The following is a 16,003-nucleotide window of genomic DNA, read 5'->3' on the forward strand; positions in this document are numbered from 1 at the left end:
CGCCGTCCCACGTCCTCCCTCCCGGAAACCCGCTAGGCTTATGACCATGTGTGGAATCGTTGGATATGTGGGCCACTCAGATGGCCGGGTAAATGCTGGACACAATGCCTTGGACGTTGTCCTTGAAGGATTGCGGCGCCTGGAGTACCGCGGCTACGACTCCGCGGGTATCGCTGTAGTGGCCGACGGCACGATTTCTTCCCGGAAGAAGTCCGGCAAACTGAGCAACCTCATTGCGGAGCTGGACGCCCGCCCGCTGCCGGAATCCCTCACGGGAATCGGCCACACGCGCTGGGCGACGCACGGCGGCCCGACGGACCAGAACGCGCACCCGCACCTGTCCGACGGCGGCAAGCTGGCCCTGATCCACAACGGCATCATCGAGAACTTTGCCGAGCTCAAGCTCGAGCTCCAGCGCAAGGGCGTCACCTTCGAATCCGAGACCGACACGGAAGTGGCGGCCGCCCTGCTCGGGGACATCTACCGGAACCAGCTCGGCGGTGACGCCGGCAACGGCGGCCTCACCCGGGCCATGCAGCTTGCCTGCCAGCGGCTCGAAGGCGCTTTCACGCTCCTCGCCGTCCACGCCGACCAGCCCGACGTTGTGGTCGCTGCCCGCCGGAACTCCCCGCTCGTCGTCGGCCTCGGCGAAGGCGAGAACTTCCTCGGGTCCGACGTCTCCGGCTTCATCGACTACACGCGGCGCGCCGTGGAACTCGGCCAGGACCAGATCGTCACGATCACCGCCGACTCCGTGGAAATCACGGACTTCTACGGCGCCCCGGCCGAGGGCAAGGAATACCACGTCAACTGGGACCCGGCCTCGGCGGAAAAGGGCGGCTTCCCGTCCTTCATGGAAAAGGAAATCCACGACCAGCCGGATGCCGTGCTCCAGACTTTGCTGGGCCGTTCCGACATCCACGGCAAGCTGACGCTTGATGAGCTCCGCGTCGATCCGCAGCTGCTCAAGAACGTCAACAAGATCATCGTCCTCGCGTGCGGCACCTCCGCCTATGCCGGACAGGTGGCGAAATACGCCATTGAGCACTGGTGCCGGATCCCCACCGAGGTCGAGCTCTCGCACGAATTCCGCTACCGGGATCCGATCGTGGACGAGAACACGCTGATTGTCTCCATCTCCCAGTCCGGCGAGACCATGGACACTCTCATGGCGGTCCGCTACGCCAAGGAACAGGGCGCCAAGACCGTCTCCATCTGCAACACCAACGGCTCCACCATCCCGCGCGAATCGGACGCCGTGCTCTACACGCACGCCGGACCCGAAATCGCCGTGGCCTCGACCAAGGCGTTCCTGGCCCAGATCACGGCCGCCTACCTGCTGGGCCTTTATTTGGCACAGCTGCGCGGCAACAAGTTCCAGGGCGAGATCAAGGACATCCTGGCCGACCTGGGCAAGATCCCGGCCAAGATCCAGCGCATCCTCGACAACGAGGCCCAGATCAAGGAACTCGGCCAGTCCATGGCTGACGCCAAGTCCGTGCTGTTCCTGGGCCGCCACGTCGGTTTCCCGGTGGCGATGGAGGGTGCGCTCAAGCTCAAGGAACTCGCGTACATCCACGCCGAGGGCTTCGCCGCAGGAGAACTCAAGCACGGCCCGATCGCGCTGATCGAGGAAGGCCAGCCAGTCTTCGTGGTGGTCCCCTCCCCGCGCGGCCGCGACTCGCTGCACTCCAAAGTGGTCTCCAACATCCAGGAAGTCCGTGCCCGGGGCGCCAAGACGATCGTGATCGCCGAAGAAGGCGACGAGGCCGTCAAGGCGTACGCCGAACACGTCTTCTACATCCCGGAGACCCCCACGCTCCTGGCGCCGCTGCTCGCAACGGTTCCGCTGCAGATCTTCGCCCTCGCACTCGCCTCGGCCAAGGGTTACGACGTGGACCAGCCACGCAACCTGGCCAAGAGCGTGACCGTAGAATAACGCCATGATCGTAGGCATAGGCGTAGACGTCGTAGACATTGAGCGGTTCGGGCGCCAGCTCGAGCGCACCCCCGGGCTGCGCGACAGGCTGTTCGTCCCCGCCGAGCGGGAACTGAACACGCGGTCCCTCGCCGCGCGGTTCGCCGCGAAAGAGGCCGTGGCCAAGGTGCTGGGGGCGCCGGCCGGCATGAACTGGCAGGACTGCTGGATCGGGCTGGACCAGAACGGCCCCACCGTCCAGGTCAAAGGCACCGTGCTGGCCGTGGCGGAGTCCAAGGGCGTCAAGCGCTGGCACTTGTCCATGAGCCACGACGGCGGGATCGCCACCGCGACGGTTGTCGCCGAAGGCTGAGACGGCCGTCCAGGCAGAACCGGCCCCAGCGCCGAGCATTCCCCAGCGACCGCGAATGGACTGAAACCATGATCAGCGCCTACACCGGAACCCAAGTGCGAGAGGCCGAAAAGCCATTTCTCGACGACACACTGGGCTCCGGTGCGGGCGCTGTTCTTATGCAGCGGGCCGCGTACGGCCTCGCCAACGCCGTGATCCGCGAACTGCGGAGCCGCGGGCAGCGGCTGTACGGCTCCAGCGTGGCCGTGCTGGCGGGCAAGGGCAACAACGGCGGAGACGGGCTCTTCGCCGCCGCGCTGCTGGCCCGCCGCGGCATGCGCACGACGGCGGTGCTCACCGCGGGCGCGGCCCACGACGCCGGGCTGGCGGCGTTTCGGAAGGCCGGCGGCCATGCCGTGGCCCTCACCGGGGACAACGTGGCCGAACTCGCCGCGCTGGCCGGCGGCGCCGACGTCGTGCTCGACGCAGTCCTCGGGACCGGAGCCCAGGGCGGGCTGCGTGGACCGGCCGCCGAACTGGTCGCGGCCCTGGAGCGTTCCCGGCCAGGCTCCCGTTCCCCCTTGGTGGTGGCCTGCGATATCCCCAGCGGGGTGGACGCGGACACGGGGGAGGCGCACGCACCGGTGCTGGCGGCCGACATGACGGTGACCTTTGGGGCCGCCAAGGCCGGCCTGCTGGCGGACCCGGGCGCGGACTTCGCGGGCGCCATCCGGGTGGTCCCGATCGGAATCGAGCAGGCGCTGCCATGGCCGTCCCTGCGACGGCTTGAGGCCGCAGACCTGTCCGCCCTCCTGCCACGCCCGCAGCGGCGGGCGCACAAGTACTCCCGGGGGGTGCTGGGGGTGGTCGCGGGCTCCGGCGCTTATCCCGGCGCCGCGGTGCTGGCCTGCCAGGGCGCCCTGGCAGCCGGCGTTGGAATGGTGCGGTACCTGGGGCCGCCGGACGTCGCCGACCTGGTCCGCCGTTCCTGTCCCGAGGTGGTGTGCAGCGCCGGCGCCGTGGCCGACACGCACGTTCAGGCCTGGCTCGTTGGCTCCGGACTCGATGACTCCGATGAGGAGCAGCTGCAGCGCGCCCGCGACGCCGCAGACTCGGGCCTGCCGACGATTGCCGACGCCGGCGCGTTGCCGGCCCTGCCTGATGTGCTGGCCCCGCAAGTGATCCTGACACCCCACGCCGGCGAACTGTCGGCATTGCTTCAGCGCCTCGGGGTGGCAGTGGACCGCTCCGCGGTAGAAGCTTCCACGCTCAGCGCGGTGCGGCGGGCTGCTGGCCTGACCGAAGCCACTGTGCTGCTCAAGGGCGCCACGACCCTTGTGGCCTCCCCCTTCCAGGACTTCTTCAGCCAGTCCGAAGGCACGCCCTGGCTCGCCACGGCAGGCAGCGGCGACGTCCTGGCCGGAGTCATCGGCGCGCTGCTGGCCCAGTCGGGCGCCGACGTCGGGCGCTTCGGTGCATATGACATCGACCCCGACGCCAGATGGGCGGCGATCGCGGCGATGGCAGCCAGCATCCACGGTCTTGCCGGAGTCCGGGCTTCCCGCGGGGGGCCAGTGACCGCAACGGCCATCGCCCGTGCCATTCCGGAGGTGATGCGGGAGCTGTAACAAACGGGGGCGCTCCGAGCGCCCGGGCAAATACTAACCCTACTTACAAGTAGTCTGTCTAGAGAATATTCGTTCCGCACGAGGAGTACACATGGAAGTCTGGCCCGGATCGGCTTACCCGCTGGGAGCCACTTTTGACGGCACTGGCACCAACTTTGCCCTGTTCAGCGAGCGTGCCGAGCGGGTGGAACTGTGCCTCCTCGCTGACGACCTCACCGAAACCCGGATCGACTTGACCGAAGTGGACGGCTACGTGTGGCACTGCTACCTGCCGCAGGTCCAGCCCGGACAGAAGTACGGCTACCGGGTCCACGGCCCGTACGAACCCGAACACGGCAACCGCTTCAACCCGAACAAGCTGCTGATGGACCCCTACGCCAAGGCCGTCCAAGGACAGATCGACTGGGACCCGGCGCTCTTCACCTACGAATTCGGCGACCCCGACTCGCGCAATGACAGCGACTCGGCCCCGCACACCATGCACGGCGTCGTCATCAACCCGTTCTTCGAGTGGGACGGCGACCGCCAGCTGCGGATCCCCTACCACCAGTCGGTCATCTACGAGGCGCACGTCAAGGGCCTGACCGAGCTCCACCCGGAAATTCCCGAAGAGCAGCGCGGCACCTATGCCGGCGTGTCCCACCCGGCCGTGATTGAGCACCTGAAGAAGCTCGGCGTCACCGCGATCGAGCTCATGCCCGTCCACCAGTTCGTCAACGACGGCACGCTCGAGGAGAAGGGCCTCAACAACTATTGGGGCTACAACACCATCGGCTTCTTCGCCCCGCAAAACACCTACAGCTCCTCCGGCGACGTCGGGCACCAGGTGCAGGAATTCAAGGCCATGGTCCGCGAGCTGCACAAGGCCGGCATCGAAGTGATCCTGGACGTGGTGTACAACCACACCGCTGAAGGCAACCACCTCGGCCCCACGCTGTCCTTCAAGGGCATCGACAACCAGGCCTACTACCGGCTGGTGGACGATGACCTGAAGCACTACATGGACTACACCGGCACCGGTAACTCCCTCAACGTCCGGCACCCGCACTCCCTTCAGCTGCTGATGGACTCCCTGCGCTACTGGGTGACGGAAATGCACGTCGACGGCTTCCGCTTCGACCTCGCCTCCACCCTGGCCCGCGAGTTCTACGACGTGGACAAGCTGTCCACCTTCTTCGAACTCATCCAGCAGGACCCGATCGTGTCGCAGGTGAAGCTGATCGCCGAGCCGTGGGACATCGGCCCGGGCGGCTACCAGGTGGGCAACTTCCCGCCCCAGTGGACCGAGTGGAACGGCAAATACCGCGACACGGTCCGCGACTTCTGGCGCGGCGAGCCCTCGACCCTGGGCGAATTCGCCTCCCGCCTGACCGGTTCCGCGGACCTCTACGAAAGCTCCGCCCGGCGCCCGGTGGCCTCGATCAACTTCGTCACGGCGCACGACGGCTTTACCATGCGCGACCTCGTGTCCTACAACGAGAAGCACAACGACGCCAACGGCGAAGGCAACAACGACGGCGAATCCCACAACCGCTCCTGGAACTGCGGCGAGGAAGGGGACACGGACAACGACCAGGTCCTGACCCTCCGTGCCCGCCAGCAGCGCAACTTCATCGCCACCTTGCTGCTCTCGCAGGGCGTCCCGATGCTCCTGCACGGCGACGAGCTCGGCCGCACCCAGCAGGGCAACAACAACACCTACTGCCAGGACTCCGAGCTGAGCTGGATCCACTGGGACGCTATGGACCAGCCGCTGGTGGAGTTCACCGCCGTCGTCAACAAGATCCGGCACGACCACCCGACGTTCCGCCGCAGCCGCTTCTTCGACGGCCGCCCGGTGGTCCGCGGTGAGGGCGAGAAACTGCCGGACATCGTCTGGCTGAAGACCGACGGCACCGGAATGCTCCCGGAGGACTGGGGCAGCGGCTTCGGCCGGACCATCGGCGTGTTCTACAACGGCCACGGCATCCAGGAACAGGACTCCCGCGGACGCCGGATCACCGACGACAGTTTCCTGCTCGGCTTCAACGCCCACGACGGCGACGTGGACTTCGCCCTGCCGGCCGAGGAATACTCACGGTTCTGGGACGTGCTGGTGGACACCGCGGACCAGGCGGACACTGAGGCCCCGCTGAAAGCCGGGTCTGTGCTGAAGCTGGCGGCAAAGTCGATGGTGGTGCTCCGGGCCCACTCCGGCCCCGAGGTGGAGGTGGACTACTCCGCGGCAGCCTCCCTCGCCGCGATGGCCGAGCACGAGGATTCGGCGGATGCAGGTTCCGCGGTCCAGGCACCGGAAACTCCGGCGGACCCGGCACCGGAGGCGCCGGCTCCGGCGGACCCGGCTCCGGAGGCGCCGGCTCCGGCGGACCCGGCTCCGGAGGCCCCGGCAACCGGCGCCACCAAGGGCTCGGCTAAAGCCTCCGGCTCGAAAAAGGCGGGGGCCGACAAGCCGAAGACCCCGAAGGGCCGGGCTAAATGAGAACCCCCGTCTCGACGTACCGGCTGCAGATCCGGCCCGGGTTTACGCTGCAGGACGCCGCGCAGACCGTGCCGTACCTGAAGTCGCTGGGCGTGGACTGGATCTACCTCTCGCCGATCCTCACGGCGGAGCGCGGCTCGGACCACGGCTACGACGTCACCGATCCCTCCGCCATTGATCCGGACCGGGGCGGCGCGGACGGCCTGCTGGCGGCGTCGGCCGCCGCGCGGGAGGCCGGCATGGGTGTGCTGGTCGACATCGTGCCGAACCACGTCGGCGTCGCGACCCCGGCCCAGAACCCGTGGTGGTGGTCGCTCCTGAAGGAGGGACAGCAGTCCCGCTACGCGCAGGCGTTCGACGTCGACTGGGGCATCGGCGGCGGCCGGGTGCGGATCCCGGTGCTGGGGGACGACTCCGACGTCGACGCGCTGGAAATCAAAGACGGGGAACTGCGCTACTACGACCACCGCTTTCCGCTTGCAGAGGGCACGTACACCGCAGGTGACTCCACTGCCGACGATCCCCGCGAGGTCCACGACCGTCAGCACTACGAACTGATCGGCTGGCGCCGGGCCGACAGGGACCTGAACTACCGCCGGTTCTTTGCCGTCAACAGCCTGGCCGGGATCCGGGTGGAGATCCCCGAGGTCTTCGATGAAGCCCACGCGGAGGTTGTGCGCTGGTTCCGGGAGGGGCTCGTCGACGGGCTGCGGATCGACCACCCGGACGGCCTCGCCGATCCGGAGGGATACCTGCACCGGCTGCGGGAGGCCACGGGCGGCAGCTACCTGCTGATCGAGAAGATCCTGGAACCGGGCGAGGCCCTGCCGGCCGGCTTCGAGTGCGAGGGCACCACCGGCTACGACGCCCTCGCTGACGTGGACCGGGTGTTCGTCGACGCCGCGGGCCAGGCGCCGCTTGACGCGCTCGACGCCGAACTGCGCGGCGGCGCTGCCGACTACGAGGACATGATCCGCGGCACCAAACGCCGGATCACGGACGGAATCCTGCACTCGGAGATGCTCCGGCTGGCACGGCTGGTCCCTGCCGCGGCAGGACTGGGCCAGGAAGCCGCGGCGGACGCACTGTCCGAGATCATCGCCGCGTTCCCGGTCTACCGCAGCTATCTTCCAGAGGGTGCTGACGTCCTGAAGGAGGCATGCGAACTCGCGGTCCGCCGCCGCCCCGAACTGGAAGGCGCCGTCGGCGTGCTGCTGCCGCTGCTGCTCGACGCGCAGGCAGCCCCCTCCGCAGAACTGGGCATGCGCTTCCAGCAGACCTCCGGGATGGTCATGGCCAAGGGCGTGGAAGACACCGCGTTCTTCCGCTACACCCGGCTGGGCACCCTGACCGAAGTCGGCGCCGACCCCACCGAGTTCGCCGTGGCACCGGAGGAATTCCACACCCGGATGGCCCGGCGCCAGGCCGAGCAGCCGTTGTCCATGACCACCCTCAGCACCCACGACACCAAGCGCAGCGAGGACACCCGGGCCCGGATCTCGGTGCTGGCCGAGCTCGCACCGGAATGGCAGGCATCCCTGCAGCGGCTGCAGAAGCTGGCGCCGCTGCCGGACGGCCCGCTGGCCAACCTGCTGTGGCAGGCCGTCGCAGGCGTCTGGCCCGCAGACCGGGACCGGCTGCAGTCCTACGCGCAAAAAGCCGCCCGGGAGGCCGGGAACTCGACCAACTGGATCGATCCGGACGAGGCCTTCGAGGCGAAACTTGCAGCCGCCGTCGACGCCGCCTTCGACACCCCGGAGGTGACCGCCGAACTGGACTCCCTCGTGGCCCTGCTGGAGCCCTACGGCGCCGCCAATTCCCTGGGCGCCAAGCTCGTGCAGCTCACCATGCCCGGGGTGCCGGACGTCTACCAGGGCACCGAATTCTGGGACCGCTCGCTGACCGATCCGGACAACCGGCGGCCGTTCGACTTCGGTGCCCGCCGGCGCGCCCTCGCCGCGCTCGACGCCGGTGAGCGTCCGGCGTCGTTCCTGGACGAGGCAGCGAAACTCCTCGTCACCTCGCGGGCCCTGCGGCTGCGACGGGACCGGCCGGAGCTGTTCACCGGGTACGCCCCGGTCACCGCCACGGGCTCCGCCGCTGCGCACCTGCTCGCCTTTGACCGCGGGACTCCCGCAGCCCCGGGCGCGCTGACGCTCGCCACCCGGCTGCCCCGCGGCCTGGAGCAGCGCGGCGGCTGGCAGGACACGACCGTCGAGCTCGCCGCGGCCATGGCCGATGAACTGACCGGTGCCACACACGGTCCGGGCGCCGTGGCGGTGGGGGAGATCCTGCGGGACTACCCCGTGGCCCTCCTGGTGCCCACCGCCTAAGCAGACCTTCGATATGGGGAATAGTACCGACATGGGGAACGGAAGAATGCCATGACCTTGCCTGCACACGGAAGCGACCGCTTCGATCTCTGGGCACCGGAAGCGCAGGACGTCACGCTCCTCGCTGACGGCCGGAAGTACGACATGACCCGCCGCGGCGCGGAGGCACCCGGCTGGTGGACCGCCGCCGGGGCGCCCGCCGCCGGGGACGTGGATTACGGCTACCTGGTGGACGGGGATCCCACCCCGCTGCCGGACCCGCGGTCCCGCCGCCAGCCCGCGGGCGTGCACGCGCTCTCCCGCACGTTCGACGCCGGAGAATACCAGTGGGCTGACGGCCAGTGGGCGGGGCGGGAGCTCAAGGGCGCCGTCATCTACGAACTCCATGTGGGCACGTTCACGCCGGAGGGAACACTGGACGCCGCGGCAGGGAAGCTGTCGTACCTGGCGGAGCTGGGCATCGACTTCGTCGAGCTGCTGCCGGTCAACGGGTTCAACGGCACCCACAACTGGGGCTACGACGGTGTCCTCTGGTACGCCGTGCACGAAGGCTACGGCGGACCCGCCGCGTACCAGCGCTTCGTGGACGCCGCCCACGCCGCCGGCCTGGGCGTCATCCAGGACGTCGTATACAACCACCTCGGCCCCAGCGGCAACTATCTTCCCCGGTTCGGGCCCTACCTGAAATCGGGGGAGGGCAACACCTGGGGCGACTCGGTTAACCTTGACGGCCCGGAGTCGGACGAGGTGCGCCGCTACATCCTGGACAACGCCGCGATGTGGCTGCGCGATTACCACGTGGACGGCCTGCGCCTGGACGCCGTGCACGCCTTCAAGGACGAGCGCGCCGTGCACCTGCTGGAGGACTTCGGCGCCCTCGCCGACGAAATAGCCGCCGAGACCGGACGTCCGGCCACGATGATCGCGGAATCGGACCTGAACAACCCGCGCCTGCTCTACCCGCGGGACACCAACGGGTACGGGCTGGCCGGGCAGTGGAGCGATGACTTCCACCACGCCGTCCACGTCAACGTCAGCGGCGAAACCACCGGCTACTACGCCGACTTCGACTCGATCGGGGCTCTGGCCAAGGTCCTGGAGCGCGGGTTCTTCCACGACGGCAGCTACTCCAGCTTCCGCGCCCGCCACCACGGCCGGCCCATCGACCCGGCCCAGGTCCACCCGGCCGCGCTGGTGGTGTGCAGCCAGAACCACGACCAGATCGGCAACCGTGCCACCGGGGACAGGCTGTCCCAGACCCTTGGCTACGGGCCGCTCGCGCTCGCCGCCGTCGCCACCCTGACTTCGCCGTTCACGCCCATGCTGTTCATGGGCGAGGAATACGGGGCCACCACGCCGTGGCAGTTCTTCACCTCCCACCCGGAACCGGAGCTGGGCAAGGCGACGGCCGAGGGCCGGATCAGGGAGTTCGAGCGCATGGGCTGGGACCCCGCCGTCGTCCCCGACCCGCAGGATCCGGAGACCTTCACCCGGTCCAAGCTGGACTGGGCCGAGGCCTCGGGAGGGGACCACGCCCGCCTCCTGGAGCTGTACCGGGCGCTCATCGCGCTGCGCCGCACCACGCCGGACCTGACGGAACCCGGTTTCGAGGACACCGCCGTCGACGTCAGCGAGAACGAGGGCTGGCTGCTGCTGCGCCGCGGCCGCACCGAGGTGGCGATGAACTTTTCCGCCGAGGCGCGGCGGGTCCCGGTCCGCGGGGCGGCCCTGGCCCTGGCAACCGACGACGGCGTCCGGCTGGACCCGGCTTCCGATGCTGAACCCGCTCCTGGCGGCGCGGCGCCGGCCACACCACTGCATCTACCCGGCCACAGCGCCGCGGTACTCACCCACTAAGGCAGGATATGACGTATGACATATTTGGCAGCTGATACCCGCTACGACTCCATGCCCTACCGCCGCGTGGGGCGCAGCGGCCTGAAACTCCCGGCCATCTCACTGGGCCTGTGGCACAACTTCGGCGACGACAAGCCGTTCGAGATCCAGCGCGCCATCCTGCGCCGGGCCTTCGACCTGGGCGTCACCCACTTTGACCTCGCCAACAACTACGGCCCGCCCTATGGCAGCGCCGAGACCAACTTCGGCCGCCACTTCAAGGACGACTTCAAGCCGTACCGCGACGAGCTGATCATCTCCAGCAAGGCCGGCTACGACATGTGGCCGGGCCCGTACGGCAACTTTGGCTCCCGCAAGTACCTGCTGGCCAGCCTGGACCAGTCGCTGGGCCGGATGGGCCTGGACTATGTGGACATCTTCTACAGCCACCGCCCGGACCCCGAAACGCCGATGGAAGAAACCATGGGCGCCCTGGACCAGGCCGTGCGCTCCGGCAAGGCGCTCTACGCAGGCATTTCGTCCTACACCCCGGAACAGACCATCGAGGCCGCGGGGATCCTCAAGGAACTCGGCACCCCGCTGCTGATCCACCAGCCCAGCTACTCCATGCTCAACCGCTGGACCGAGAACGGCAGCCCCAACCTCTTCGAGGCGCTGGAGCAGGTGGGCGCCGGATCCATCGCGTTCTCGCCGCTGGCCCAGGGCATGCTCACCGACCGCTACCTGAAGGGCATTCCGGCCGACTCCCGGGCCGCCCAGCACAAGTCCCTGGGCGAATCCATGATCACCGAGGAGAAGCTGGACCGCGTGCGCGGGCTCAACCGGATCGCCGAGGGCCGCGGGCAGACGCTCGCGCAGCTGGCCATCGCCTGGATCCTGCGCGATCAGGGCAAGGGCTCGTCGGTCACGTCCGCACTGGTGGGCGCGTCCAGCGTCCGGCAGCTTGAGGACACCTTGTCTGCGATCAACAACCTGGATTTCACGGCCGATGAGATCGACGCGATCGATGAATTCGCCGTCGAATCAGATATTAACCTGTGGGCGCAGAAGTCGTAGGCATCCGCAGTTAACACAAGTGCCGGGGCCGCCGGGGAACAACCGCGGCCCCGGCGGCGTTGACTAGACTACTAAGGGCGCCTTACGGCGTCGTGTCCGCCTGCCGCCCGCACAACTGATGCAGTACCTCAGAGTGCGGCCGCGCCGGTCACCCTTGTTTCTCAAAAGGAGTTCCGTGTCTTCACATCCGATTCGTGTTGCAATCGTCGGCGTAGGTAACTGCGCCGCTTCGCTGGTCCAGGGCGTCCAGTACTACAAAGATGCCGACCCCAAGGCCACGATCCCGGGCCTGATGCACGTGGAGTTCGGCCAGTACCACGTCGGCGACGTCCAGTTCGTTGCCGCGTTCGACGTCGACGGCAAGAAGGTGGGGCAGGACCTGTCCGACGCCATCCTGGCCAGCGAAAACAACACCATCAAGATCGCCGATGTCCCGCCGACCGGCGTCACGGTCCAGCGCGGCCACACCCTGGACGGCCTGGGCAAGTACTACCTCGAGACCATCGAGCAGTCCCCGGAGGAGCCGGTCGACGTCGTCCAGGCCCTCAAGGACGCCCAGGTTGACGTCATGGTCTGCTACCTGCCGGTCGGCTCCCAGCAGGCCGCCGAGTTCTACGCCCAGTGCGCGATCGATGCCGGCGTGGCGTTCGTCAACGCCCTGCCGGTCTTCCTGGCCGGCACCAAGGAGTGGGCGGACAAGTTCACCGCCGCGGGCGTGCCGATCGTGGGCGATGACATCAAGAGCCAGATCGGTGCCACCATCACGCACCGCGTCATGGCCAAGCTGTTCGAGGACCGCGGCGTCACCCTGGACCGCACGTACCAGCTGAACGTCGGCGGCAACATGGACTTCAAGAACATGCTCGAGCGCGACCGCCTGGAGTCCAAGAAGATCTCCAAGACCCAGGCCGTTACCTCCAACGTCGAGGCCGAGCTCGCCGCCAAGGACGTCCACATCGGCCCGTCCGACTACGTCCAGTGGCTCGATGACCGCAAGTGGGCCTTCGTCCGTCTTGAGGGCCGCAACTTCGGCGACGCCCCGGTGTCGCTGGAATACAAGCTCGAAGTCTGGGACTCGCCCAACTCCGCCGGCGTGATCATCGACGCCATCCGTGCCGCCAAGATCGGCCTGGACCGCGGCATCGGCGGCCCGCTGGTCTCGGCGTCGAGCTACTTCATGAAGTCCCCGCCGGAGCAGTTCAACGACGACCTCGCCCGTGAAAAGGTCGAGGCCTTCATCCGCGGCGACCTGGAGCGCTAACCGCCCCCGCTGCCGCCCTGCCTCTGGACGCTCCCTCACGTTTGGCGTGTTCCAACCCGACGCTCCCTCACCAATGGTGGGGGAGCGTCGTCGTTTTCGGATTGGGTCCGGGATGCTCCCTCACCTTTGGCCGATACCGACCCGATCCTCCCTCACGTCTTGCAGACATCGGCGGCTCGCTGCCTCAGATTGCGCTGGAAAAGCCAGCTGCGGCCGGCGGGCTGAGGTATGAGGTGCGGAGGATTCGCTTCATCTTGGTGACGGCGCCGGAGAAGCCATCCGCGAGGTCATCTTTTGTCAGGACGAGCACTGTCCATCCGGCTGCCTCGAAGGCCTTGTCACGGCGGCGGTCGCTGAAGATCTGTGCGGGGAGCAGGTGGTGCCCGCCGTCGTACTGAACCGCCAGCCGCCGACGGCGATACCCAAGGTCCGCCGTCGGCGCGGCAGGACTGTCCGGTCGCAGCGGGAGCTGCAGTTCCGGTTCCGGGAGCCCGGCGTCGCACATCGCCAGCCGCAGCAACGTCTCCGGCGCTGAATCCGAGCCCACGCGCATCAAGTCCAGTGCGGCACGGGCGCGGACGATTCCCTGCAGGTTCGGGTGACGGCCCACCATCCAACGCAGCTCATCGATGGTCGCAAAGGGATCACTGCGCCCTTCCAACCCCAGTCGGGGAATCCGCACCAGCTCATCACCCAGGCAGACCAACTCCGGCAGGCTCAACCGCAGGGCGAGGTCGAGCCACGTCCGGGAGCGCGTGCTGATCCGGATCCCGTCCACTGTCTCGACCTCGCCCTCCAACGCAAGAACCGTGTGTCCGAGAATGCCTTTGCGCCGGACCTCCGGGAGCGCCCGCGGCTTGCTCAGGTGTAGCTCCTCCGAGTCCGAGAGCCAAGGAGGCAATATCTGGCATCGGAGCCTGGCAGCGGTGACGTGGGAGATCCAGGCGCCGGGCGACGCTGCGGCCAACGCACGAGCCGCCGCCTCCAGCTCGAAGTCCCAATCCGTGGGCCGGTAGAGACCCCGGCTGATGTGAATTACGTCGGAGTGCCTGAGCCTGGTTCTCGGCACTCCCAAGGACCTTGCATCCGCGATGGTAAAGGGTGCTGCGCTGAGTGGACCGGGAAGCTTCGTAGGCTTTTCCATGCTGGCATTTTGAACCTATTTGGAGAGCCGCGCAGGAGTTATCCACAGATGTCCCGGATCGGCCCGCGGCGGCAGGCGCAAGCGCCGCGCCGGACCTGAGGGAGCGTCGGTTGGGGAGTTGCCGGACCTGAGGGATCGTTGGTTGGGGGGATGCAGGAGGTGAGGGAGCGTCAGGTGGGTTAGAAGAGGCCGACCGGGTTGCCGGCGTCGTCGACGTCCATCCGCATCGCTGCCGGCACCTTGGGCAGGCCCGGCATGGTCATCACGGCGCCGGTGAGGGCAACGATGAAGCCCGCACCGGTCTTGGGGATGAGATCCCGGACGTGGATGGTGAAGCCCTTGGGCGCGCCGAGGCGGGTGGCGTCGTCGGTGAAGGAGTACTGGGTCTTCGCCATGCACACCGGCATCCCGGACCAGCCGTTCTTCTCGATCTCGGCCAGCCGTTTGAGCGCGGGCACGGAGAAATCCACGCCGTCGGCGCCGTAAATCTCCTGCACGATGGTCCGGATCTTGTCCTCCACGGACATCTCCAGCGGGTACAGGTGCCGGAAGCCGTGCGGGGCGTCGATCGCGGCCGCCACCTTCGCCGCGAGCTCGTCGCCGCCGTCGCCGCCACCGCCGCGGCCCCAGACATCGGCCACCGCGGCCTGGACACCCTCCGCGGCGCACCACTGAAGCAGCCAGTCCAGCTCCTCGGCGGTGTCCGTGGCGAATTTGTTGACCGCCACGACCGGGGTGATGCCGAACTTCTCGACGTTGCGGATGTGGCGCCGCAGATTGGCGACGCCGGCGGCCAGCGCCTCCACGTTGGGCTCCTTGAGCAGGTCTTTCGGCACGCCGCCGTGCATCTTGAGCGCCCGGACGGTGGCCACGAGGACGACGGCGGACGGGGCGACGTCGGCCATCCGCGCCTTGATGTCCATGTACTTTTCGGCGCCGAGGTCCGCGCCGAACCCCGCCTCGGTGATGACGATGTCCGCAAGGCGGCGGGCCGTCTGCGTGGCGATGAGGGAGTTGCAGCCGTGGGCGATGTTGGCGAAGGGCCCGCCGTGCACCAGCGCCGGGGTGCCGGCGATGGTCTGCACGAGGTTGGGTTTGATCGCGTCCTTGAGCAGCATGGTCAGGGCGCCCTGGACGCCGAGGTCGGCCACGGTGACGGGCCGGCGGTCGTAGGTGTAGCCGAACGTGATCCGGCCGAGCCGGTCGCGCAGATCGTTCAGGTCCGTGGCGAGGCAGAACACGGCCATGATCTCCGAGGCCACGGTGATGTCGAAGCCGTCCTGCCGCGGCGTGCCCTGGGCGGGCCCGCCGAGGCCGATCACGACCTCCCGGAGGGACCGGTCGTTCATGTCCAGGACGCGCTTGAACGTCATCCGGCGCGGATCGATGTTGAGTTCGTTGCCCTGGAAGATGTGGTTGTCCACGAGGGCCATGAGGGCGTTGTTCGCCGAAGTGATGGCGTGGAAATCGCCCGTGAAGTGCAGGTTGATCTGGTCCATCGGCAGCACCTGGGAGTAGCCGCCGCCGGTCGCGCCGCCCTTCATGCCCAGGATGGGGCCGAGCGAGGGCTCGCGCAGCGCGATCATCACGCTGTGCCCGGCCCGGGCCAGGGAATCCGCGAGCCCCACCGTCGTGGTGGACTTGCCTTCGCCGGCGGGGGTGGGCGACATCGCGGAGACCAGCACCACCTTGCCGGGCGCGCGCACGGGGGCGCCCGCCGGAACGGTCAGCTTCGCCGGGTCGATCTTGGCCTTGTAGGGTCCGTAGAATTCCAGCGCGTCCGGGGCGATGCCGGCGGCCGCCGCAATCTCCCCGATCGGCTTCATGACTGCCCGCTGGGCAATTTCCAGGTCGCTGGGGACGTTGTTCCCGGCAGTGGTGGTCTCAGACATCGTTGTCCTTCGGCTCGTGGCGTCGGCGGGTTTGTCCCGGTCCGGTGTTGCCGGGCGGGGTTGGAGCGGGCGGAGGGGGTGGA

Annotated in this window: 10 protein-coding genes; 8 read left to right on the top strand and 2 right to left on the bottom strand. The window is 68.1% G+C overall.

The features are described 5' to 3' along the window. Window positions 1-46: 46 nt before the first annotated feature. The 8 genes from glmS (at window position 47) to AC1DGD_RS01915 (ending at window position 12,884) form a co-directional block, all read left to right on the top strand. Window positions 47-1,939, top strand: a complete 1,893-nt coding sequence (gene glmS, locus AC1DGD_RS01880; protein ID WP_476855714.1) for a glutamine--fructose-6-phosphate transaminase (isomerizing) — start codon at window positions 47-49, stop codon at window positions 1,937-1,939. Window positions 1,940-1,943: 4 nt separating this feature from the next. After that, entirely contained in the window at window positions 1,944-2,291 is a 348-nt protein-coding gene (locus tag AC1DGD_RS01885) for a holo-ACP synthase (RefSeq protein ID WP_018773713.1), read from the top strand. Between the two features lie 68 nt (window positions 2,292-2,359). Continuing rightward, entirely contained in the window at window positions 2,360-3,898 is a 1,539-nt protein-coding gene (locus tag AC1DGD_RS01890; RefSeq protein WP_476855715.1) for an NAD(P)H-hydrate epimerase, read from the top strand. 91 nt (window positions 3,899-3,989) lie between these two features. After that, a complete protein-coding gene (gene glgX, locus AC1DGD_RS01895; RefSeq protein ID WP_476855716.1) occupies window positions 3,990-6,377 on the top strand; it encodes a glycogen debranching protein GlgX in 2,388 nt (795 codons plus the stop codon). Then, window positions 6,374-8,710, top strand: coding sequence for a malto-oligosyltrehalose synthase (gene treY, locus AC1DGD_RS01900; RefSeq protein WP_476855717.1), 2,337 nt, complete (start codon window positions 6,374-6,376; stop codon window positions 8,708-8,710). The genes glgX and treY overlap by 4 nt, the downstream gene beginning before the upstream one ends. Before the next feature lie 51 nt (window positions 8,711-8,761). After that, entirely contained in the window at window positions 8,762-10,567 is a 1,806-nt protein-coding gene (gene treZ, locus AC1DGD_RS01905) for a malto-oligosyltrehalose trehalohydrolase (protein WP_476855718.1), read from the top strand. Window positions 10,568-10,582: 15 nt separating this feature from the next. After that, window positions 10,583-11,623, top strand: a complete 1,041-nt coding sequence (gene mgrA, locus AC1DGD_RS01910) for an L-glyceraldehyde 3-phosphate reductase (protein WP_476850284.1) — start codon at window positions 10,583-10,585, stop codon at window positions 11,621-11,623. Between the two features lie 175 nt (window positions 11,624-11,798). Beyond that, window positions 11,799-12,884, top strand: a complete 1,086-nt coding sequence (locus tag AC1DGD_RS01915) for an inositol-3-phosphate synthase (RefSeq protein WP_018773719.1) — start codon at window positions 11,799-11,801, stop codon at window positions 12,882-12,884. Window positions 12,885-13,068: 184 nt separating this feature from the next. Here the strand turns inward: AC1DGD_RS01915 and AC1DGD_RS01920 are convergent, their stop codons facing one another. Next, complete coding sequence (locus AC1DGD_RS01920) at window positions 13,069-14,028, bottom strand: hypothetical protein (protein ID WP_476850286.1); 960 nt, start codon at window positions 14,026-14,028, stop codon at window positions 13,069-13,071. A 179-nt stretch (window positions 14,029-14,207) separates the two neighbouring features. Then, entirely contained in the window at window positions 14,208-15,920 is a 1,713-nt protein-coding gene (locus tag AC1DGD_RS01925; RefSeq protein WP_476855719.1) for a formate--tetrahydrofolate ligase, read from the bottom strand. Window positions 15,921-16,003 lie beyond the last annotated feature (83 nt).

The sequence above is a fragment of the Arthrobacter sp. 05T45 genome (genome assembly GCF_056395875.1).